Here is a 17,596-nt window from a genome sequence, read left to right as displayed (position 1 = left end):
GGTTATTTCAATGATCGCGACACCGCCGCGATCTCCTGCTGGATGCCGAAGAACCCGGTTACCAGCCACGCAATGACGACCGCCAGCAACACGATCGACATACTGTTGAGCACGCGCATCTGCGTGCCGACGATCTCGACGCCGTCTTCGAGCCACTCGGCAGCCAGCACTTCGAGCGCTTGCGCAAAGCCGCTGTACTGCGAGTAGATGCAAAGGTCGTCGACGATCTCCGACGACGGGAAGCGATATCCGGTGGCGCGCAGCGCCTCGCCCGCGTTCAGGCCCGACTTCACCCCGAACAGCGTGTCGTCGATACGTGCGCGCAGCCACGGCGCGGCCGTGGCGCCAAGCCGTACGAGCGACTTTTCCACGGTGAAGCCACAGGTCTGCAGCGACGAGAACGCCATCAGAAAGCCGCTGCCGATCACGAGCCGATAGAGCGAGTAGGGCGGCACGCGATCGAGCACGACGCGCAGGCGTCCGTTCCAGTTCGGCATCGACCAGGCCACCAGTGCGCAGAAGGCCATCGTCAGCGCCACGACCAGCAGCATCCAGCGCTGCGTGAACTTCGACATCAGGTAAAGCGAGCGTGCCGCGCCGTGCCAGCCGTGCGGATCGGAGAAGATCGCGAACTGCGGAATGACGCGCGTACCGAAGAGGTAGATGTAGGTGAAGACCATCAGCAAGACCATGCTCGGATAGGTCACGCCGCCGACGATCGACGAGCGGATCTTGCGACCCGCCACGACCACCCGCGCGACCGACTCGAGCGCCTGCTCGATGCGGCCGGCCTGCTCGCCCGCGAGAATGATCATCTGCTCCGATTGCGGCACCCAGCCCGACATGCCCTCGGCCAGCTGTCCGCCGTTTTGTACCGTACGGCGCCAGTCCGCGAGCGCGATGGCAAGCGCCTCGTGCGGTTTGCGGCCATTGTGCGAGGCACGCGCTTCGAGATCCTCCAGCACCTTGAGTAGCGGCAAGCCGTTGCCGAGCATCTTGCTGATCTTGCGGTAGATCCGCAGGCGCGCGTTGGCCGTGAGCTGTATCTTTGCCCACCAGCGGTTGACGTCAGGCAGCCGCATGACGCCTCCCTCCGGCCTGCTCGCGCAGGTAGTCGTCGTATTCGCCGCGCGAGTTCAGGTGCCCCACCACGCGTTCGGCCATGCGCGGATCGACGAGCCCGCCGAGGACCTTGCGGATCGCATGGTCCGTGACGGTCTCGCCGCCGAGATGGCTGAGCCAGTAGCCGAGCGCGCCGGCCTTGTCGCCATCGCGCAGGTAGGCGAAGAACCGGGCGTCGGGCCGGATCACCTCGGCGACCACCGAGCGGCCGATCGTGCCGCGCTGACGGCAGTGCGCGCACCCGGACCCGACGACGCAGACGTCGGCGAGGCGTGCCCCGGCGATCTGGTTCACGCGCGCGACGAGTGCGGCATCGAGTTCGTCGCGCACCTGGGTGAAGCGCAGCTTGCAGTGCGGGCACAGCAGCTTGACGAGCCGCTGGCTGACGAGGCCCGTGATCACCGATTCGTCGGTGACCATGCGCAGCGGCAGACCGAGGTCGATCAGACGGTCGACGATCGAGATCGCGTTGTTGGCATGCACCGTCGTCCAGACCTGGTGGCCCGTCATCGCGGCGCGCAGGGCGCTTTGCGCCGATGCGCCGTCGCGCACTTCGCCGATCATGATCGTATCGGGGTCGAGCCGCATCGCGTTCGAGATCGCCGCCGCGAACATCGCCGAGCGGGCTTCCTCGCCTGCCGCATTGACCACGGGCGTTTGCACCGCACCGGCGATCGGGTATTCGACCGGGTCCTCGACGGTGATCACGTGGATCGAGCCGGCGGCGTCGCGAATCGCGCTTGCGAGCACGCGCTGCAGCGTGGTCGACTTACCCGACCCCGTCGGTCCGCTGATGATGTTCATGCCGATCGGCTGTTCCTTCAGGAACTCGAGCGTGGCGGCATGTTCGGCGGTAAAGCCCAGGCTTTCGAGTTCGGCGGCGTCGCCGGCGTCGTTGTAGAGCAGCCGCAGGACCATCACGCTGCCCACGCTCGTGGGCGCCGTGGCAATACGTACGCCGAACAGCTGATCGGGCAGCTTGTCGCGATCGGCAATGGCCGCGTCTTGCCGCTCGGTCGGCTTGTAGGTGTTGTCGGCGACGCTCGCCATCGCCGCGTAAAGCGTGGCGAGCAGCCGCTCGCCGTGCTCGCGCGTCTGCTCGCGCACGCGCACCAGTTCGTTGTGCACGCGAAACAGGATCTCGGTGGCGTGCCGATGCACGCGAATGTGAATGTCGGAGGCGCGTTCGCGGCAAGCCTGCGCGATCAGCTCCTTCGCGACGACCTGCATTGCCGTGTGCTCGATCGGTTCGATGCCGTCGGCCCGGTGCTCGCGATAGGCGCGCGCGATCATGCCGAGCGCGACGGATACCGTGCGGTAGGGCTTGCGCATGCGCTCGAGCCGCGCGCGGTAGGAGAGCACGTAGGGGTTCATCTCCTGGCCCTCGGCGATGAGGAGCCGCCCGTCGTCCAGCAGACAGAGGAACTTGCCTTCCTCTTCGCTCGCCGCGAGTTCGCCGTGATCGCTGAGCGTCTTGGCGCAAGGCTGCTCAGTCCTGCGTTCGCCGTTGGCTATCGTCGGGGCGGGTTCGCCGGCTTTCGCCGCGGTGGCGGGCACGACGCCGTCGCGCCGCCACGGCGGCTGCAGGGGCTGCGGCGCGACGTCGGCGACCGCGCCGATGCGGGGAATAATGTTGGCCATGGTCAGTACCTCGGCAACGAAGGGATGCCGGGGATACCGGCGCCGGGGCCGCCGCCGGCTGGCGCGCCGGCGTAGCTTTGCTCGTCCGCCGACGCCGGCAGCGCGTCGATGGCCATCGGCAGCGCCACGGGCTTGCGACTGTGTGCGAGTTGCGCGAGCACTTCGCCGGGCCGCACTGCGACGATGCGCATGCCGTTCGGCAGGGTGTCGCCCACTTTCACTTCAACCTCGCCTTGGTCGCGACTCCAGAGCGTCGCGTAAAGCGACTTGCCGATGCCCTCCACCGCGCGCACCACGAAGCCACTGCGTTCGCCGGCCGCCGCGAGGCGCGTGAGCTCGGCGTTGCGTTGCGCGATCTGCGCTTCGGTTTCGAGTGCCTTGAGGCGAGCCTTGAGCAGGAGCGTTTCTTCCTCGAGCCGCGTGAGCGCCAGCGCCGTCGTGGAGGGCAGTGCAGGCTCGGGCGCGGTCGCCGTCGGCGCGGCTTTCGTCGACGCCTCCGACTGTGACGTGGCCACGCTTGCAGGCGTTGCCTTCGGTTGCGGCTGCGAGATGCCAGCGTGCGAAACAGCCGCCTGCAAGACGGTCGCGTGCGCACGCTCGGCGCCCGGGCCGGATGGGGTGGCGGCAACGGCCGAGGCCGGCGCGCCGACCGCCGGCGTGAGCGCCAGCGCCAGGCCCGCCAGCGCCAGGCATGTCACAGCCACGCCGATGGCGCGCGCATGCTGGCGCACGGCCGGAGCAGAGATCTCAGTTCGCATAGACGACTCCTTCGATGGTCCACGTTCCGTCCTGATAAGTCAGGCGTTGGAGCCGCACGCCGGGCGCGTCGAGCGCGGGCGCGATGCTTGCGGGGGAGAGGCCGGCCAGATCGGCCGAGAGGCGCCAGACGCGCCACGTGGGCGGCGGCGGGCGGTGAGTGAGCGGTGAGGCGAGACGATCGCTCTGCGCGGGTTCGGGGCGCGGCGCAGCATCGAGCTTCAGTTTGATCGAGAGCGACTGAAACGCGTCGAAGAGACGTTCGCGCACGCGGCTTTCCGGCAGCAGCGCATCGTCGCCGGCCGGCGTGACGGAGAGCGGTACGTGCCAGGCGGCATGGTCGCCGGTACCGTCGACCTGCGCTTGCGGCATCTGGCTCAGCAGGAACGCGATGGTCGAGTCGTGACGGTCCCAGACATAGCTCGCCGCCGTGCTCGAGCATTCATAGCGCGACAGTTTCCAGCCGCCGGGGGCGAACTCGCCGAACCGTTCGAGACAGCGTGCAGCGAGCGCCGAGGGTAGCGGTTCGAACGCCCAGGGATGCACGGCGGCGGCGGGCTGCTTCTGCGCGGCCGAAACGATCTTGCGCTGCGCCTCCGCCATTCGCGCAAACGCCAGCGCCTGCTGGTGCTCGCGATACTTGATGTAACCCGCCACGCCCGCACAGAAGAGCACGGCGAGCGCCGCGGCAGCGAGCGGGGCGCGCAGGCTGCGCCGCGCGCGCCCGAGCGCCCACCAGCGATGGACGTGCGGCTTGCCGTTGCGGCGCGGCATCAGATCTTCGAGGCTGCGCCGATAGAAGTTGTGGAAGCCGAGCGGCTCGAGTTCCTCGTCGCCGATCACGACGTTCCAGCCGCCGAGCGCATAGTCGGCGAAGAGCCGCTCGAACACTTCGTCGCGTGTGCCGATCCAGTCGCCGTTCGGCAGGAACAGGTTGTCGCGCACGGCGAAGTAGGCCCAGCGCCCGTCCGGCACCTTGAATGCGCCGATCCAATTGGGCGCCGGCTGCTGGCGCCCGTCGTACATCGCGCCTTGCCGCACGATCGCGGACGAAACCATCGTCGCCAGCGACAGCATGCCGGGCTGGACGCCATCGGCCAGGTTGGCGAAACCGGCTTCGGCATGGTCGCGCTCGATGCGCACCAGCAGCAGGTCGAACTGCAGCTTGCGTGCGAGTTCGAGCGCTTCCTTGCGCAGCTCGCGCCGCCGCGAGAGCGATTGCCAGAAGAGGCCGCTGACGAAGCGGTGGCGGCCGATCTGGATGATTTGCGCGGACATGATGGCGTTCGTCTCGTGCGTGCGCTCAGGCGCCCGATGCCGTGCGCACGGTCAGCGGCGTGATCAGGATGACGATCACTTCGCGCGAGCGCCGGGCGTCGTAGCCGCCGCCAAGGAGGATGTTCGACGGCTTGCCGACGCCTTGCTGGGTCGAGTTGTCGGCCGCGCCCTCGTAGCCGCTGATGACGAGCGTCTCGCCCGACTTCATGGCCACGCGCTGCAGGAAGTTGCGCGTGTCGATCTCCGGCGTCTGGATCTGCAGCGGATTGGAGCCGCCGCTCGTGACCGTCTGCAGCGCATCGAGCACGGAGAGATTGGTATAGAACTGCATCAACACGGTCCCGTCATCGAGCATGTGCGGCAGCAGCGTCATGTTGAAGCCGGTGGTGACTGTGCCCGGCGTCAGCGAGGTTTGCGAGCCGACGTTCGCGGTGTTGGTGGTCGAAATCGAAGCCAGATAGCCCTGCTGCGTGGCGACTTGGATCGGCACAGGCTGGTTGTTGAGTGTCGTCACGGAAGCGGAGGTCTTGCGTCGCACGGCTCCCTGCTGCGAGAGCGCCGAGATCAGCGCCGCGGTGCCGTTCGCCCGGCTGTTGGGCGAGATGACCTGGGCGCCGAGCGTGGTCGCGCTGGTCAGGCCCGAGGTAAAGGCGCTCGTCAGCGAGAAGCGCGAGCCGAGGGCCTGATAGACGGCGCCCCAGTTGATGCCGTAGCTGTCGTCGGCCGACAGCGTCACCGACAGCACGGTGACGTTGATGAGAATCTGGCGCGACATCACGCGGTTTTGCTCCTCCATGAACCGCGCGACGCGATCGAGCACGTCGGGGGTGTCGGTCACGGAAATCGAGCCCGTGGCGGGGGCCGATACCACGTGGCCGTAGGGCGAGAGCATCGCCTTGATGGCTGAATCCAGGCTGCCGAAGATCGACAGCTGCGAGTTCACCGCCGTGGTCGAGGTGTTGTTGGACGACACCCCGTTGCTTGTGCCGCTGCCGCTGCCGCCGGCGCCGCCACCGGAGATGCTGCCGGCGAGGCCCGAGCCCTGCGTGCCGCCGTTGTTGCTTGCTTCGCTGACGACATTCGCATTGACCGACGAATCGCCCGGCACCGCGCTGACCTGGAACGTGCGCGTGTCGGTGAAATAGAAATCGATGGCGCCGTCCGTGTACTTCCACGAGACGCCGAAGCGTGCGCAAGCGGTATCGAGCAACCCCTTCAAATCGCCGCTGCGATAGAGAATGCGCACGCTCGACGGCATGAAGCCTTCGTTGGCTGCCGCTGCTGCGGCGCCGCGCCCTGGCGGCAGCGGCGGCAGGTTGACGCTCTGGCCAGCCTTGCCGAGCCCAGCCGCTGCGCCGCCGCCCACGCCGGTGAGCGCGCGTGCGGACGCCGTGACGGCATCGGCCGACACTTTGGCCGGCACCTGCGTGAGCCGCGTGATGCGTTCGGAAAACTCCTGCAGCGAAGCGACCTGGCGATCGAACGTGACGGGTTGCGAAAATACCGGCGGCAGGCCCGCCGTCTGTGCGAGCTTGACGGTTCTGCCCGACAGCCAGATGCCATTGTCGACGACCACGTCGTCGATCGTGTGTGTGCGAATGTTGCCTTCGCGGGCGGAGGTCAGCAGTTTGCCGCTCTGCTCGGCATCGCGGTGCGCGGCATCCGAAACCGATTGGAGCAGGCCCGTGCAGCCGGCCAACAGCAGTGCGAGGAGGGCGAGGGCGGCTTTCATGACGCGGCTCCGTGGGCAACGATGCGCAGCACCTTGTTGCCCCTGTAAAGAATGGCCTGGATTGGCGTGTCGCTCTTGTCGAGCGCATGGACGACGGCGTGCAGCGCGTCGTCGAACGTGCCCGTGATGGTGGCGTCGGCGTCGATGCCGAAGTCGACCGGCACTTCCCACACGAGTTGCCAGCCTGCCTCCTTGGCCCAGCGCGAGAGTGCCGTCTTCACAGTGCGGTCCGACACTTCGAGCCGCCAGGTGCGCGAGACTTCGGCCGCGGGCACGGAGTAAGAGCCGGCTTGCGTCGAAATCGCCGAGGAGGGGACGGCGGCCGGCGGCTGAGCCGGCGCGGGCGCGGCGATGGCCTTCGATGCCACTGCGATGGCGGGGGTAGCCAACGTTTGCGAGACAGGCGCGATGGCCGCCTTTGTGGCGACTGCGTTGGGCATACCGGTTTTTTGCAAGCCTGCCGTATCGGGGCGGGCAGCGGGCGATGCCGATGGCGGCGCGCCGGGCAACTGCGTCTGCGCTGCCAGCATAGGCGGCTCCGCACGCGGCGTAGCGCCGAGTGCGGGCGCCGGGGCGGCCATCGCCGGCGCCGTACCAGGCGCGGCACCTTGCGGGCGAGCGGCGAGGGGGGGCGCCGCGCCGAACGGCAGCGCGAGCGAGCGCACCGTGACCATCTGCAGATTCGTGTCGATCTTCGCGCTGACTTCGGGAAGACCCGCGAGCGCTTCGCGCAGCGCCGCCACGAAGGTGCGCCCACCGTTCCAGCTCACGGGCGTCTCCGCCCAGGCGCCGGCATTGGGCAGGTTGATGCTGTAGTCGGCAGGAACGATGCGCTCGAGCGCTTCGCGCAGCGGAACGTCATGGCCGCCCGCGCCGACATTGCGTGCCTGCAGCCTGCCGACCACGTCCACGCGCCCGGCTGCGGCGGCCTGGCGCGGCGCGGCCAGGGCCCTATCAGGCTGGCCGACGCCAGCTACGACGCCCGCCATGACGGCGGTGCAGATCAGCGCGCGGCGCATGGCCCGACCCCGTCCCATGATCCCGTCCGATGGACGCTTCCCGCGCAGGCGCGAGGGGCGTACGCTCTTTCGGCTTTACTTCCGCCGTGCCGATTCTTTAAAGTCACGAATGCGTCGTCATTGCAACGCTTCACGGACCCACCAACATGACCATTGAATCCAGCGGGTTGCGCGACCTCACGCGCGAAATTCTCGCGCTCGTCGATCTGCCCCAGACCTTCACCGATATCCATATCGAGCAGGATCGCCCGATCATGATCAAGACGCCGCAGGGCTGGATCGAGACCGGCGACAGCACGCCCGTGATGATGGAAGAGATGCGCCCGATGCTCGAGGCCATCGACGAGCAATGGGAAGCGCGACTCACGCAAGGCGCCATCGATCGCCCGTTCGTGCTCACGCGCTGCAGGCTGCGTTGCAACGTCTATCGCAGCTCGGGTGGCCGCAAGACCGTGATCTCGATCCGACGTCTGCCGCTCGAACCGCTGCCGCTCGAGAAGCTCGGGCTGCCTGCCTACATCCGCACGATGCTCGATGCGACGAAGGGCATCGTGCTTGTGACGGGGCCGACGGGCTCCGGCAAAACCACGACCATCGCCTCGCTGCTCGATCACATCAACCGAACCAGAAACAGTCATATCGTCACCATTGAAGAGCCGATCGAGTTTTACCTCGACAGCCGCCAATCGATCATTTCGCAACGCGAAGTTCCGACCGATACGCCGAGCTTTTCGGCAGGACTGCGCGAAGCGCTGCGACAGAAGCCCGACGTCATCATGGTGGGCGAAGTGCGCGACCTCGAGACGGCCGAGACGGTGCTGCAGGCAGGCGAATCCGGCCACCTCGTCTTCGCGACCATGCATATCAACAGTGCCGCGAGCACGCTCTCGCGGCTGCTCTCCTTCTTCCCCTCCGAGCAGCGCGAGCGCCACGCTGCCTCGCTCGCGAATTCGCTGATCGGCGCGATCTGCCAGAGCCTCGTGCCGAGCGAAGACGGCCAGTCGTTCGTGCTTGCAAGCGAACTCCTCTTCAATACGAATCAGCAGGTGAGCAAGCTGCTCGTTGATCCTGATAAGATGCATTTCATTAGCGATTTCATTCGCCGCAAGGAAGACAACATGTCCCGTTCTTTGAACGAGCATCTCGCTTCGCTCGTGGCTCGCAACGCCATTTCCGCGCGCGATGCGATGCGAGCCGCCTATAACCGGATGGAACTTCATGAAATGCTCCTTGGTTCGGTGAAACGTTAGTGCCAGATGAAATCGATTTGGATGCGCAGGGCACTTAAATTTTTCTTTCCGGGGGTATCAAGCTTTTCTTAACCGTGGGGTTCATCCCAATGGTCAGCGCCGCGTATGCAATGGCGTGGCCTTGCGCGAGGCTTCGCAATCCGTGCGTTCGCTTCGGGCCGCAGGGCAGGGTGTCGATGCCGAACCCGCTATAAAGAGGTCACTGCCGCCTTGTGCTTCGCCTCGGGCGGTCCGCCTTATCGCATCGAGACCGAGCGAGGAACACCATGCCCGTGACGGGACCAGCCCATACCAATCCGTTCGTCGACGGCCACATCAGCACCGACGCGCACACGCCGTCTTCGACGTCTTCACCGAAACCGCCCACACCCACGGTCTCGTCGTCTCGACCGCTCCCTTCGACGGGCGTGCTCGGGCGTCTGAGCTCGCGTACCGCGCGGGTCAGCACCAACCCGTTCGATACGCCGCGGGTTAGCACCAACCCGTTCGATACGCCGCGGGTCAGCACCAACCCGTTCGATACGCCGCGGGTTAGCACCAACCCGTTCGATACGCCGCGGGTCAGCACCAACCCGTTCGATACGCCGCGGGTCAGCACCAACCCGTTCGATACGCCGCGGGCTAGTGTTCATGAGCCCGCTTCGACGATGCGTCTCGGTACGAACGAATCGGACAACCCCGCGCGCGCGCGCACGCCGCGCGATACGTTGGCGAACGACGAGCCAGTCGCTGAGTCGGGACAGGAACATAACGGCTTGAATCACCCGTTCGTGGAGCCGGAACCGGGCGTGCGTCTTTCGCCGCTGAGGATTCCCCCGCGCGCGTCGCTCGACGAGGAGTGGGACCCGCCCGTGTCCGCGTTCGACGCCAATACGCCCCCCGCGTCTCCGTCGGTGCCGGGCTCGCCGCACGCCAGCCCTTCACTGGGTCCGCGCGCCGATACGGCGGCGGCATTCGCGAAGCTTCGCAACAGGCACGGGCCTGCCTCGACGCCTGTCACCCCTCACACGCCGCATACGCCGCATACGCCGCATGCACCGCATGCACCGCAGATCGACGCGGGACAGAAACACGAGGAACCGGTACCCGAGCTCGAACCTGCCGAGGCGCCGCATGAGCATGCCCCTGCGGCAGCCCGGCCAGCGAAGCGGCCTCAGAACATGCCGAACGCGGCGGCTGAATTCGCCGAGGAAACGATGGAGTCGACCGGCCAGTTCATGACGCCCATGATCGAGGCGCAGATGTTTGCGGCCGAGAGCCAGATGTTCATATCGATGGTTCAGGCGCAAGTCGACGTTGCGAAAGCGGCGGCGTCCGCCGTCTCGGATGCTGCGCGAAAGAGTTGAGCCCCGAAGCCGAAGCCATCGAAGGTAACAGACCGTCACAATCGATCGAAAACAAGACGCGCCATTGAGACGATGCATCCAACGACTCACACGTCGGAATGCAGATCCCCTCGATTCAGGAGCGCGTCATGTTCTCGAGCGTCTACTTCGTCCTTGCCTCTTCTCTCTGTGCGGCCGATGCACTACCAGCGTATGCGCGCCTGGGCGCCGAGGGGCGTCTTGGCGAAGCCTGTGCAACGCTCGCTTCGCGAGCGGAGCGTGAAGACGAAACCGCTGACCCCATCGTGCTGCAAGCCTATGCGGACATTCAGCTTGCGCTCGGTCGCCTGATCGAGGCCGAGGAAGGGTACCGCAAGGCACAGCGTGCGATTCGCCAGTCGCGCGACGCGCTGCGCATCGCTTCTTGCCGGAACGCTGGCTGGCTTGCATTCTTCCAGGACCGTTTCAGCACGGCCGTGGCCTGCTTCAATCGCGTCCTCGAGGAGCCCGAGGCAAGCGCGGCGCAGCGGTTCGAAAGCCGCCTCGGCAAGTCGCTCGTCCTGCTTCATCTCGGATGTCTGGGTGCGGTCGGCCAGCAACTCGAGATGCTCGCACAAACCGCCGAACAGGCGGGCGCCGGCGGCTTCGCGGACCTGGCTGCATCGCTGCGCTACGACGCGCGCATTCAGCATGAGCTGCGCGAGGCCGAGCCGCTGCGCGACCACATCTACTGGCGCTCGGCCGCGCAAGGGGTTCTGCCCGATACGTTTGGCGCGATCGCGTCGGCGCCGTCGTCGGCTTCGATGCCATTGCTCGCTCAGCGGCTCGAATACCTTGCACACCTGCAACGTTTCGCCTTCGGCGCAAAGGGGCACTGTGAACGTCTCGATCCGCATCTCAAGTGGGCTGCCGCGAGCGGGCTTGCCGAATACCATCGCAGCCTTTGCCTCGAGGTCTCCGTCGCTGCTGTCGCCGCGCAGGCCCCCCACACGGCGGAGACCATGCTCGGCCACTGCCGCGTCGGCAACGGCGTCGCTCATCAGCATAAGCGCTGGTACCTGGAATACCTCTATTGCCTCTCGAAGGTACGGCAGCAGCAGGGGCGCGGACACGAATCCACGGAACTGTATGGCCGTTACGCGCTGGCTTCGATCAGCCATGTGCGCGCCGACAGCATCCTGATGCCGGCCGTGACGGCCGAGGCCGCAAGCCCCGCAGGCGCCCAGCCGCGCGCCGATGACGTGAGCGCGCGATTGCCTGCGAAGTACCGCCGCGCCTATCGCTACCTGATGGAGCATCTCGATCAGCGCGATCTGTCCGTGCGCGAGTTGGCCGCGCAGATCGGGGTGACCGAGCGCGCGCTGCAGGCCGCGTTCAAGACGCATCTCGGGCTTTCTCCGAGCGAACTGATTCGCCAGCGCCGCATGGAGCGTATCCGCGAGGAACTCACGCGCGAGGACGGCGGCGCCACCGGCGTGCTCGATGCGGCCCACAAGTGGGGCATCCAGCATCGCTCGACGCTGATCAACAGCTACCGGAAGGTTTTTCAGGAAGCGCCCTCGGAAACACTCGCGCGTTGACACGCCGGGCCGAGCCGCGCTGCTCAATCGCCGTTCATGTAGGAGGAGCTTGTCATGGAACCGGTCAAACCGCTGGATCCGATCGAACCGTTCAATCCGCCGCGCATCATCGAGACTGAGCGTCTCTGGTTGCGTCCTTTCGTCGAGAGCGACGCCGAGCAACTCTACTATGCGCTGCTCGGCGATCCCGAAGTGATGGAATGGCTGCCGCGGCGTACGCTCGAGTCGGTCGACGAGGCCATTCTCTATATCCGCGAGTGCGACGCGGGGTGGAAAAACAAGACGATGTTCACCTGGGTGTTCGAGGACAAGCAGACGGGGCATTTGTGCAGCATGCTCGAACTGCGTCCGGCCCTGCCGCGCATCGAGCTCGGCGTGGCGTCGGCGCAGCGGCTCGCGTGGCGCCGGCGGCGTGCATCGCTTGAAGCGTTTCGCAAGGTGCTCAACTGGACGATCGCCCAGCCGAACGTCTACCGCGTCTACGCTTGCTGCGCACCGCACGGCAAGTCGGCTCCCACCATGGAAAAGCTCGGTTTCAAGTACGAGGGACGGCTCGTCAATTGGGAGCCGCGGCCCAACCGCGGCCTCGTTGCCGACGACGCGCTGCTCTACGCACTGACGCGCACCCCGCCCGCGGCTGCGGAGACGATAGCGGCGCCCGCTGCGGTCGCGGCGCCGGTGCCGGCCGCCGGCGAGCCGCACGAGACCTCCACGCAGGAAGAGGGGCGTGACGTGCTGCCGGCCTGATTTGCAAAGTCGAGCGTGTCCCGTGCGAAGGCGCGGGCCCGCTGACGGGCGGTTGGTCGGCCGATCGGTCGATTGCACGCTCGTTTCGCCGATGCCGCCAATGCCCTGATGCGGCTGATGCGGCTGATGCGGCTGATGCGGCTAATGCACTTGTGCGGCTAATGCGGCCGATGCCACTCGTTCGGGCGTTGCCATCCCGGTTGCGTCCAAGGCGACACATGATGCGCGCCCACACGATGCGGGTTCCTAAACACGATTGCATTAGTCCGCTACGCTCCCGGCGGTAGGTCGAGCTCGCACTCTCGCTGCCGCCGGGAGTCCGGGCCGATGGGTTATCGGCTGCCGGAATTACTGGCCCGCGGGCTGATGGGTGTGCTGCGGTTGATGCTTGTGGTGCTTCGCCGAATCGTGGCTGTGGTCCTTGGACTCGGTCTTTTTCGGCTCGGCCTTGTGCTTCGGCTCGGGCTTGTGCTTGCCCTGCATGTTGCCGAGGTGCTTGTCGAAATCCTTGCCGAACAGCTTCGAGGGATCCTGGCCCGGGTTGAACTGCGTGGGCTTCTCGAACGAGGCGAGGGAGGTCGGGGTGATCGTGGGGGGAGTAACGGCAGCCATCTAGATTCTCCTGCGTGTTGAAGTTTGTGACCGGACGACGCCGACGCGCGGCGCCGCGCTGAGAAAACAGCGCTCGCGCCGCAAGCGCAAGCACTGTCCTTGCGCAGTGTCGTAAATCCGTTCGGCTGCGCCCCGACACGGCGCGAAGACAGCACTTCGTATGCGAAGCCACCCGCATCCTTCAACGCAACCATCGCAGCAGCGGCTCCATCGCCTCGTCGCCGTAGCCCAAGCCCCAGCACTCGCGGCGCACGATGAGCTCGAGGTTGCTGCCCTGGGCAGACGGATTGTCGACGATCGCGGCGACGAAGGCTCCGTCCTCGATGCGCTCGACCGCCCACACGCAAAGCGCGCCCGCCGCGCACAGGAGTTCGAAGCGCAGCATCTCCTGCTCGAAGGCTTTGCCCGTCTTCTCGCGTATCCAGGGCACGCGGGCCGCGACTTCCGCGTTTTCCAGCAGCGTACGGCAAAGCTGCACCGCTTCTTGCGATGCGACGATGAATACACGCAACCGAGCTGTGATGAATTTCCACTCGAAATCGTCCCCGTGTTCTGCCATCTCGAAGCGAAGTCCTTTGTTTGTCGTTATGCGAAACCGGGAATGATCGGACGAATCGGTCGCCTTTCGCTCCGAAAACACGCAGCGGCGGCGCCAGAAGCGAATTTTTTTCGGGCTTGCAACTTTTTTGGCCCGGAGGCGCACTCACGTGTCACGTACCGGGCATTCGCCCGGGCCACTCTCGAGCCAAGCGATGATTTTTTCCACCCACCGTGACCGTACTCACCTGCGCGTCTGGGGATTGCTGCCATCTTTCGTCAACGGCACGGCCTGCGCGGATGAGCGCAGCGACGTCGAGCGTCATTTGTCCGACTGTCCTGCCTGCCGCGACGAACTGGCGTTCCAGCAGCGGCTGCGCGCGGCGATGACCGCGAGCCGGGCAACCGTCGGCCCCGACCTCGAAGCCGGGCTCGAACGGCTCTTGGAGCGCATCGACGGACATGCTGTCGGCGAGCGGCGCCGTGCGCGCACGCTCCTCTGGGCGCAGCGTCCGTCGGCAAGCGCGCTCGCGTACGGGCTGGCCGCGCTACTCATACTCGGGGCCGGCGGCACCGCGCTGTTCCGTTTGGGGCCTGGCGATGCGGTTCGGCCTGCCGTCTATCGCACACTGTCGTCCGGTTCGCCGGCGCTCACGCAGCCGGGGACGCCACGTGCGACGATTCGGCTCGTCGTCGACCCCGCGATGCCCATCGGCCAGTTGCAGGCGCTGTTGACCTCGCTGGGTTTGCAGATCGTAGCCGGCCCCGGCGCAAACGGCATCTATTCGCTCGCCCCTGCAGCCGGCGCGGGCAAGGGTCATCTCGCCCGACAGATCGATACGCTGCGCGCGACGTCCGGCGTGCGCTTTGCCGAGCCGATCGAATACGGCGGCTCCTGACTGGCGGTCCGTTCTTCGTTTCCCCGTTCGCGTCTTCGCCGGCTGCCGCACCGCGGCGGCTGGAAGGGCGCTACCTTGATCATGCGCCGGCGGCGGGCATCAAGACCCGTGCCGCGATGTCGGGCGCATTGCAACGTCACCGTTCGGGGGAACATGAACATGAATTTCTTGCGCAATGCCTGGTACGTCGCCGCCTGGAGCGGCGAGCTTTCCGTCGAGGCGCCGATGCGGCGGGTACTGCTCGGCGAGCCGGTAGCTCTCTTTCGAGACAATGAAGGCGGGCCGGTGGCGTTGGCCGACCTCTGTCCGCATCGTTTCGCACCGTTGTCGCGCGGACGCGTGCGCGATGGGGCGATCGAGTGCCCGTATCACGGGCTCGCCTTCGACAAGACCGGCCGTTGCGTGCACAATCCGCACGGCGACGGCCGCATTCCCGAGGCGGCGCGCGTGACGTCCTATCCGCTCATGGAGCGCTATGGCGCCGTCTGGATCTGGATGGGCGAGCCGCAGCGCGCCGCCCAGACGCCGCTGCCCGACTTCGGCTACCTCGATCCGTCCGAAAACGAAACGAGCACCGGTTATCTGCTCTCGCGCGCTCACTACCAACTCAGCGTCGACAATCTGCTGGACCTGAGCCACTTTCAGTTTCTCCATCCCGAAACGCTCGGCACGCCGTCGATCACGGCCGGGACCATGGACTTCGACGATGACGGAGAAACCGTTTGGGCGCGACGCGCGACGCAGGGCGAGCATCTGCGCGACGCGGTCGCGCTGCCCTTCGGTGTGCCCAAGGGCGTGCCCGTCGACCGCTGGCTCGACGTGCGCTGGAACGCACCGGCGCTGATGTCGATCGAAGTCGGGGCAACCATTTCGGGCCTGCCGCGCGAATTCGGCTTGACGTCGTTCTCGGGCCACTTCCTGACGCCCGAGACCGAGGCATCGACGCACTACTTCTTCGGCTTCGGATTGCCGAAGAAGCTGGGCGCACGCGCGAGGGAAGTGGTCGAGTATGCCGTCGAGATGCTGATGGGGCCGTTTCGCGACGAAGACCTGCCCATGCTGGAAGCGCAGCAGCAAGCGTTGGGCGAGCGCGAATTCTGGTCGGCCCGGCCGCTGGTGCTTCCCATCGACGGCGGGGCCGTGCGTGCTCGCCGCATCATGGAGCGCAAGCTCGAGGCCGAGCGTGCGCTGGGCGCCGAGAACGCCTGCCGTGAGTCCGCAGGCACTGAGGCCGGCAGTCCCGAGACCGCAGATCGGGGTTGCCGCGGCGAGGACGGGCCGGGGAACACGTGTGCCGGCCATCGGCGTGAAGTGCGGCTCGTGCAGGTGCGCTGAGTGAGCACGGGCGCCATCGTGGATGCCGTCGTGCCCGATCTCCTGTTTTTGCCGGCGGGCGGCTCGCGCAATTTCTTGCGGCAAGCGTTCCCCCCGATTGCCTCGAGGCGAGCCGTCGGCGGCTTTTTCTATCGTGACAGCGTGCGGTCGACCACCGCACGCTCTTCGACGCTATAGCAGATCAGCAGGTACGACGATGCGGGGCCACCAGCCATCCTTCCCGATCCAAGGGATTGCGCCCTTGCAAAGGGGACAGCATGCCGCGCTCATAGGCTGCGTCGTTATCGTCCTGGTCATGCTCTCGACCGGCGCGAGCACGTTGTTTGGCGGCCGTGAGGATGCGCAGGAGCGCGCCGTGGCACGATCGAGCAGTGCATTGCCCGCGATGGAGCGTGCGCTCACGCAGGTGCTACACGACTACGACAGGACGCTCCAAAGGGTGGCCGCCAGGGCAGACAGCATCGAGGCGCAGAGATCGGGCACCCCGGGGCGAACGCTCTTCGGCGGGCTGACGCCGCTTCCCTGCCTCAGCTCCATCGTCGTGCGCGACGAACATGGCCTGCTCATCGCCGATTCCGCGATCGGAGCGGGCACGATGTTGCGCGCCGATGCCGGACCCGACCGGCAACCCTATCTCACACCGCTTCGGCGCGACCCGGGCCTCGGACTTTACGTCGGCGCGGAGCACCGAGCCGGGCAGTCGACGATGCTGATGCTGAGCCGCCGCGTCGACAAACGCAACGGCGCCTTCGGCGGCGTCGTGACGGGGGCGGTGGACGCGGCATGCTTGCGGCGCTTGCTTCCCGATCTGCCCGTGGGGCCGCACGGGCAGATCGCGCTGCTGCAGGTCTCGGACCGGGGCGTGAAGCCCATACCCGATTTCTCCGGCGCCGTCATCGGCCTCGACGGGGGCGGCACCGAGCCGCTCGGCGCCATGTCGGCGAGTGCGAAGGGCGCTTTCTCGGACGACATGCCTGTGCAGGGCGAGCGGCGTCTTTATTTTTTCAAGCACCTCGACGGGTTGCCCCTGATGCTCGCTGTTTCTTTTGCCGAGGACGACGTCTATCGCGCCTGGCGCGCACACGCCATCGGTACGGCCGCCTTCATGCTCGCGTGTACGGTAATCTTCCTGGGCTTGGCAGGCTATCTGGCGCTGCTGATCTCGCGGCGCAATGGGATCGTGGTCAAGTTGCAGCAACTCGCGCGTCTGGACGAACTGACACGGCTCGATAACCGCCGCTCGTTCGACGACCGGCTCACGACCGAATGGCGCCGGGCCGCGCGCGACAGGCGGCCGCTCTCGGTACTGTTCGTCGATATCGATCACTTCAAGAACTACAACGACAGCTATGGTCACCAGGCTGGCGACGCGGCGCTGACGGCAGTGGCCCGCTGCATAGGGGCGAACCTGCGCCGGCCGGCCGACTTTGCGGCGCGCTACGGCGGTGAGGAGTTCGTCGTGGTCCTGCCCGACACCGACGAGACGGGCGCTCATGCCGTGGCGCAGACGCTGCGCCGCGCGGTTGACGAGCTCGACGTCAATTGTCCCGGCGCCGGACGCCACGTGACGGTCAGCATCGGTGCCGCAACGAGGGCCGCGCATGCCGAACGCGAGCCGAGCGCACTCGTGAAAGCTGCCGATGAGGCGCTCTACCTGGCCAAGGCCGCGGGGCGCAACACGGTATTCGTGGCCCAGCTTACCTGAGGTCAGGCCGCCGATAGGCGCCTGGGCTTCGCCACGCAGGCGGCGGCTTCGCGCGCGG

The 17,596-nt window shown here is 66.6% G+C and carries 15 protein-coding genes; 7 read left to right on the top strand and 8 right to left on the bottom strand.

The genetic code is table 11. The annotated features are described in order from the left end of the window. Positions 1 to 2: 2 nt before the first annotated feature. From C0Z19_RS14105 to C0Z19_RS28700, 6 genes are read right to left on the bottom strand one after another with little or no spacing between them, the layout of a single operon-like run. Positions 3 to 1,082: a type II secretion system F family protein gene (locus tag C0Z19_RS14105; protein WP_102610450.1), complete on the bottom strand. Its 1,080-nt coding sequence runs from the start codon at positions 1,080 to 1,082 to the stop codon at positions 3 to 5. Then, the gene (locus tag C0Z19_RS14100; protein WP_102610449.1) at positions 1,069 to 2,763 is read right to left on the bottom strand and encodes a GspE/PulE family protein; all 1,695 of its coding nucleotides are present in this window, start codon (positions 2,761 to 2,763) and stop codon (positions 1,069 to 1,071) included. Before C0Z19_RS14100 ends, C0Z19_RS14105 begins: the two co-directional genes overlap by 14 nt. A 2-nt stretch (positions 2,764 to 2,765) precedes the next feature. Beyond that, positions 2,766 to 3,521 carry a hypothetical protein gene (locus tag C0Z19_RS14095; protein WP_102610448.1) on the bottom strand — a complete coding sequence of 252 codons (756 nt, stop codon included), beginning with the start codon at positions 3,519 to 3,521 and terminating at the stop codon, positions 2,766 to 2,768. Beyond that, the gene (gene pilO2 / locus C0Z19_RS14090; RefSeq protein ID WP_102610447.1) at positions 3,511 to 4,797 is read right to left on the bottom strand and encodes a type 4b pilus protein PilO2; all 1,287 of its coding nucleotides are present in this window, start codon (positions 4,795 to 4,797) and stop codon (positions 3,511 to 3,513) included. The genes C0Z19_RS14095 and pilO2 overlap by 11 nt, the downstream gene beginning before the upstream one ends. 25 nt (positions 4,798 to 4,822) lie before the next feature. After that, positions 4,823 to 6,529 carry a PilN family type IVB pilus formation outer membrane protein gene (pilN, locus tag C0Z19_RS14085; RefSeq protein WP_102610446.1) on the bottom strand — a complete coding sequence of 569 codons (1,707 nt, stop codon included), beginning with the start codon at positions 6,527 to 6,529 and terminating at the stop codon, positions 4,823 to 4,825. Continuing rightward, positions 6,526 to 7,566 (bottom strand): toxin co-regulated pilus biosynthesis Q family protein, encoded by a 1,041-nt coding sequence (locus C0Z19_RS28700; RefSeq protein ID WP_233196134.1) that lies wholly within the window; start codon positions 7,564 to 7,566, stop codon positions 6,526 to 6,528. The genes pilN and C0Z19_RS28700 overlap by 4 nt, the downstream gene beginning before the upstream one ends. A gap of 128 nt (positions 7,567 to 7,694) precedes the next feature. Between C0Z19_RS28700 and C0Z19_RS14075 the strand changes: the two genes are divergently transcribed. The 4 genes from C0Z19_RS14075 to C0Z19_RS14060 all read left to right on the top strand — a co-directional run bounded on the left by C0Z19_RS14075 (position 7,695) and on the right by C0Z19_RS14060 (position 12,450). Beyond that, complete coding sequence (locus tag C0Z19_RS14075) at positions 7,695 to 8,798, top strand: type IV pilus twitching motility protein PilT (protein WP_102610445.1); 1,104 nt, start codon at positions 7,695 to 7,697, stop codon at positions 8,796 to 8,798. A 266-nt stretch (positions 8,799 to 9,064) separates the two neighbouring features. Next, positions 9,065 to 10,144, top strand: a complete 1,080-nt coding sequence (locus tag C0Z19_RS14070) for a hypothetical protein (protein WP_102610444.1) — start codon at positions 9,065 to 9,067, stop codon at positions 10,142 to 10,144. Between the two features lie 128 nt (positions 10,145 to 10,272). Then, complete coding sequence (locus C0Z19_RS14065) at positions 10,273 to 11,703, top strand: helix-turn-helix transcriptional regulator (protein ID WP_102610481.1); 1,431 nt, start codon at positions 10,273 to 10,275, stop codon at positions 11,701 to 11,703. A 54-nt stretch (positions 11,704 to 11,757) separates the two neighbouring features. After that, complete coding sequence (locus tag C0Z19_RS14060; protein WP_102610443.1) at positions 11,758 to 12,450, top strand: GNAT family N-acetyltransferase; 693 nt, start codon at positions 11,758 to 11,760, stop codon at positions 12,448 to 12,450. Between the two features lie 348 nt (positions 12,451 to 12,798). Here the strand turns inward: C0Z19_RS14060 and C0Z19_RS14055 are convergent, their stop codons facing one another. Further along, entirely contained in the window at positions 12,799 to 13,062 is a 264-nt protein-coding gene (locus C0Z19_RS14055) for a hypothetical protein (protein ID WP_102610442.1), read from the bottom strand. 181 nt (positions 13,063 to 13,243) lie between these two features. Beyond that, positions 13,244 to 13,621 carry a GNAT family N-acetyltransferase gene (locus C0Z19_RS14050; RefSeq protein ID WP_146012061.1) on the bottom strand — a complete coding sequence of 126 codons (378 nt, stop codon included), beginning with the start codon at positions 13,619 to 13,621 and terminating at the stop codon, positions 13,244 to 13,246. A 193-nt stretch (positions 13,622 to 13,814) separates the two neighbouring features. Here C0Z19_RS14050 and C0Z19_RS14045 point away from each other — a divergent pair, with 193 nt between their 5' ends. From C0Z19_RS14045 to C0Z19_RS14035, 3 genes are all read left to right on the top strand, one after another. Continuing rightward, positions 13,815 to 14,498, top strand: coding sequence for an anti-sigma factor family protein (locus C0Z19_RS14045; RefSeq protein WP_102610440.1), 684 nt, complete (start codon positions 13,815 to 13,817; stop codon positions 14,496 to 14,498). 153 nt (positions 14,499 to 14,651) lie between these two features. Then, a complete protein-coding gene (locus C0Z19_RS14040; protein WP_233196133.1) occupies positions 14,652 to 15,833 on the top strand; it encodes an aromatic ring-hydroxylating dioxygenase subunit alpha in 1,182 nt (393 codons plus the stop codon). A gap of 241 nt (positions 15,834 to 16,074) precedes the next feature. Beyond that, a complete protein-coding gene (locus C0Z19_RS14035; protein WP_158242981.1) occupies positions 16,075 to 17,538 on the top strand; it encodes a sensor domain-containing diguanylate cyclase in 1,464 nt (487 codons plus the stop codon). The last annotated feature ends 58 nt before the right edge of the window (positions 17,539 to 17,596 follow it).

It is taken from the genome of Trinickia soli (assembly GCF_002879855.1).
Lineage (GTDB): Bacteria > Pseudomonadota > Gammaproteobacteria > Burkholderiales > Burkholderiaceae > Trinickia > Trinickia soli.
This window is presented reverse-complemented; position numbering and strand designations above follow the sequence as displayed.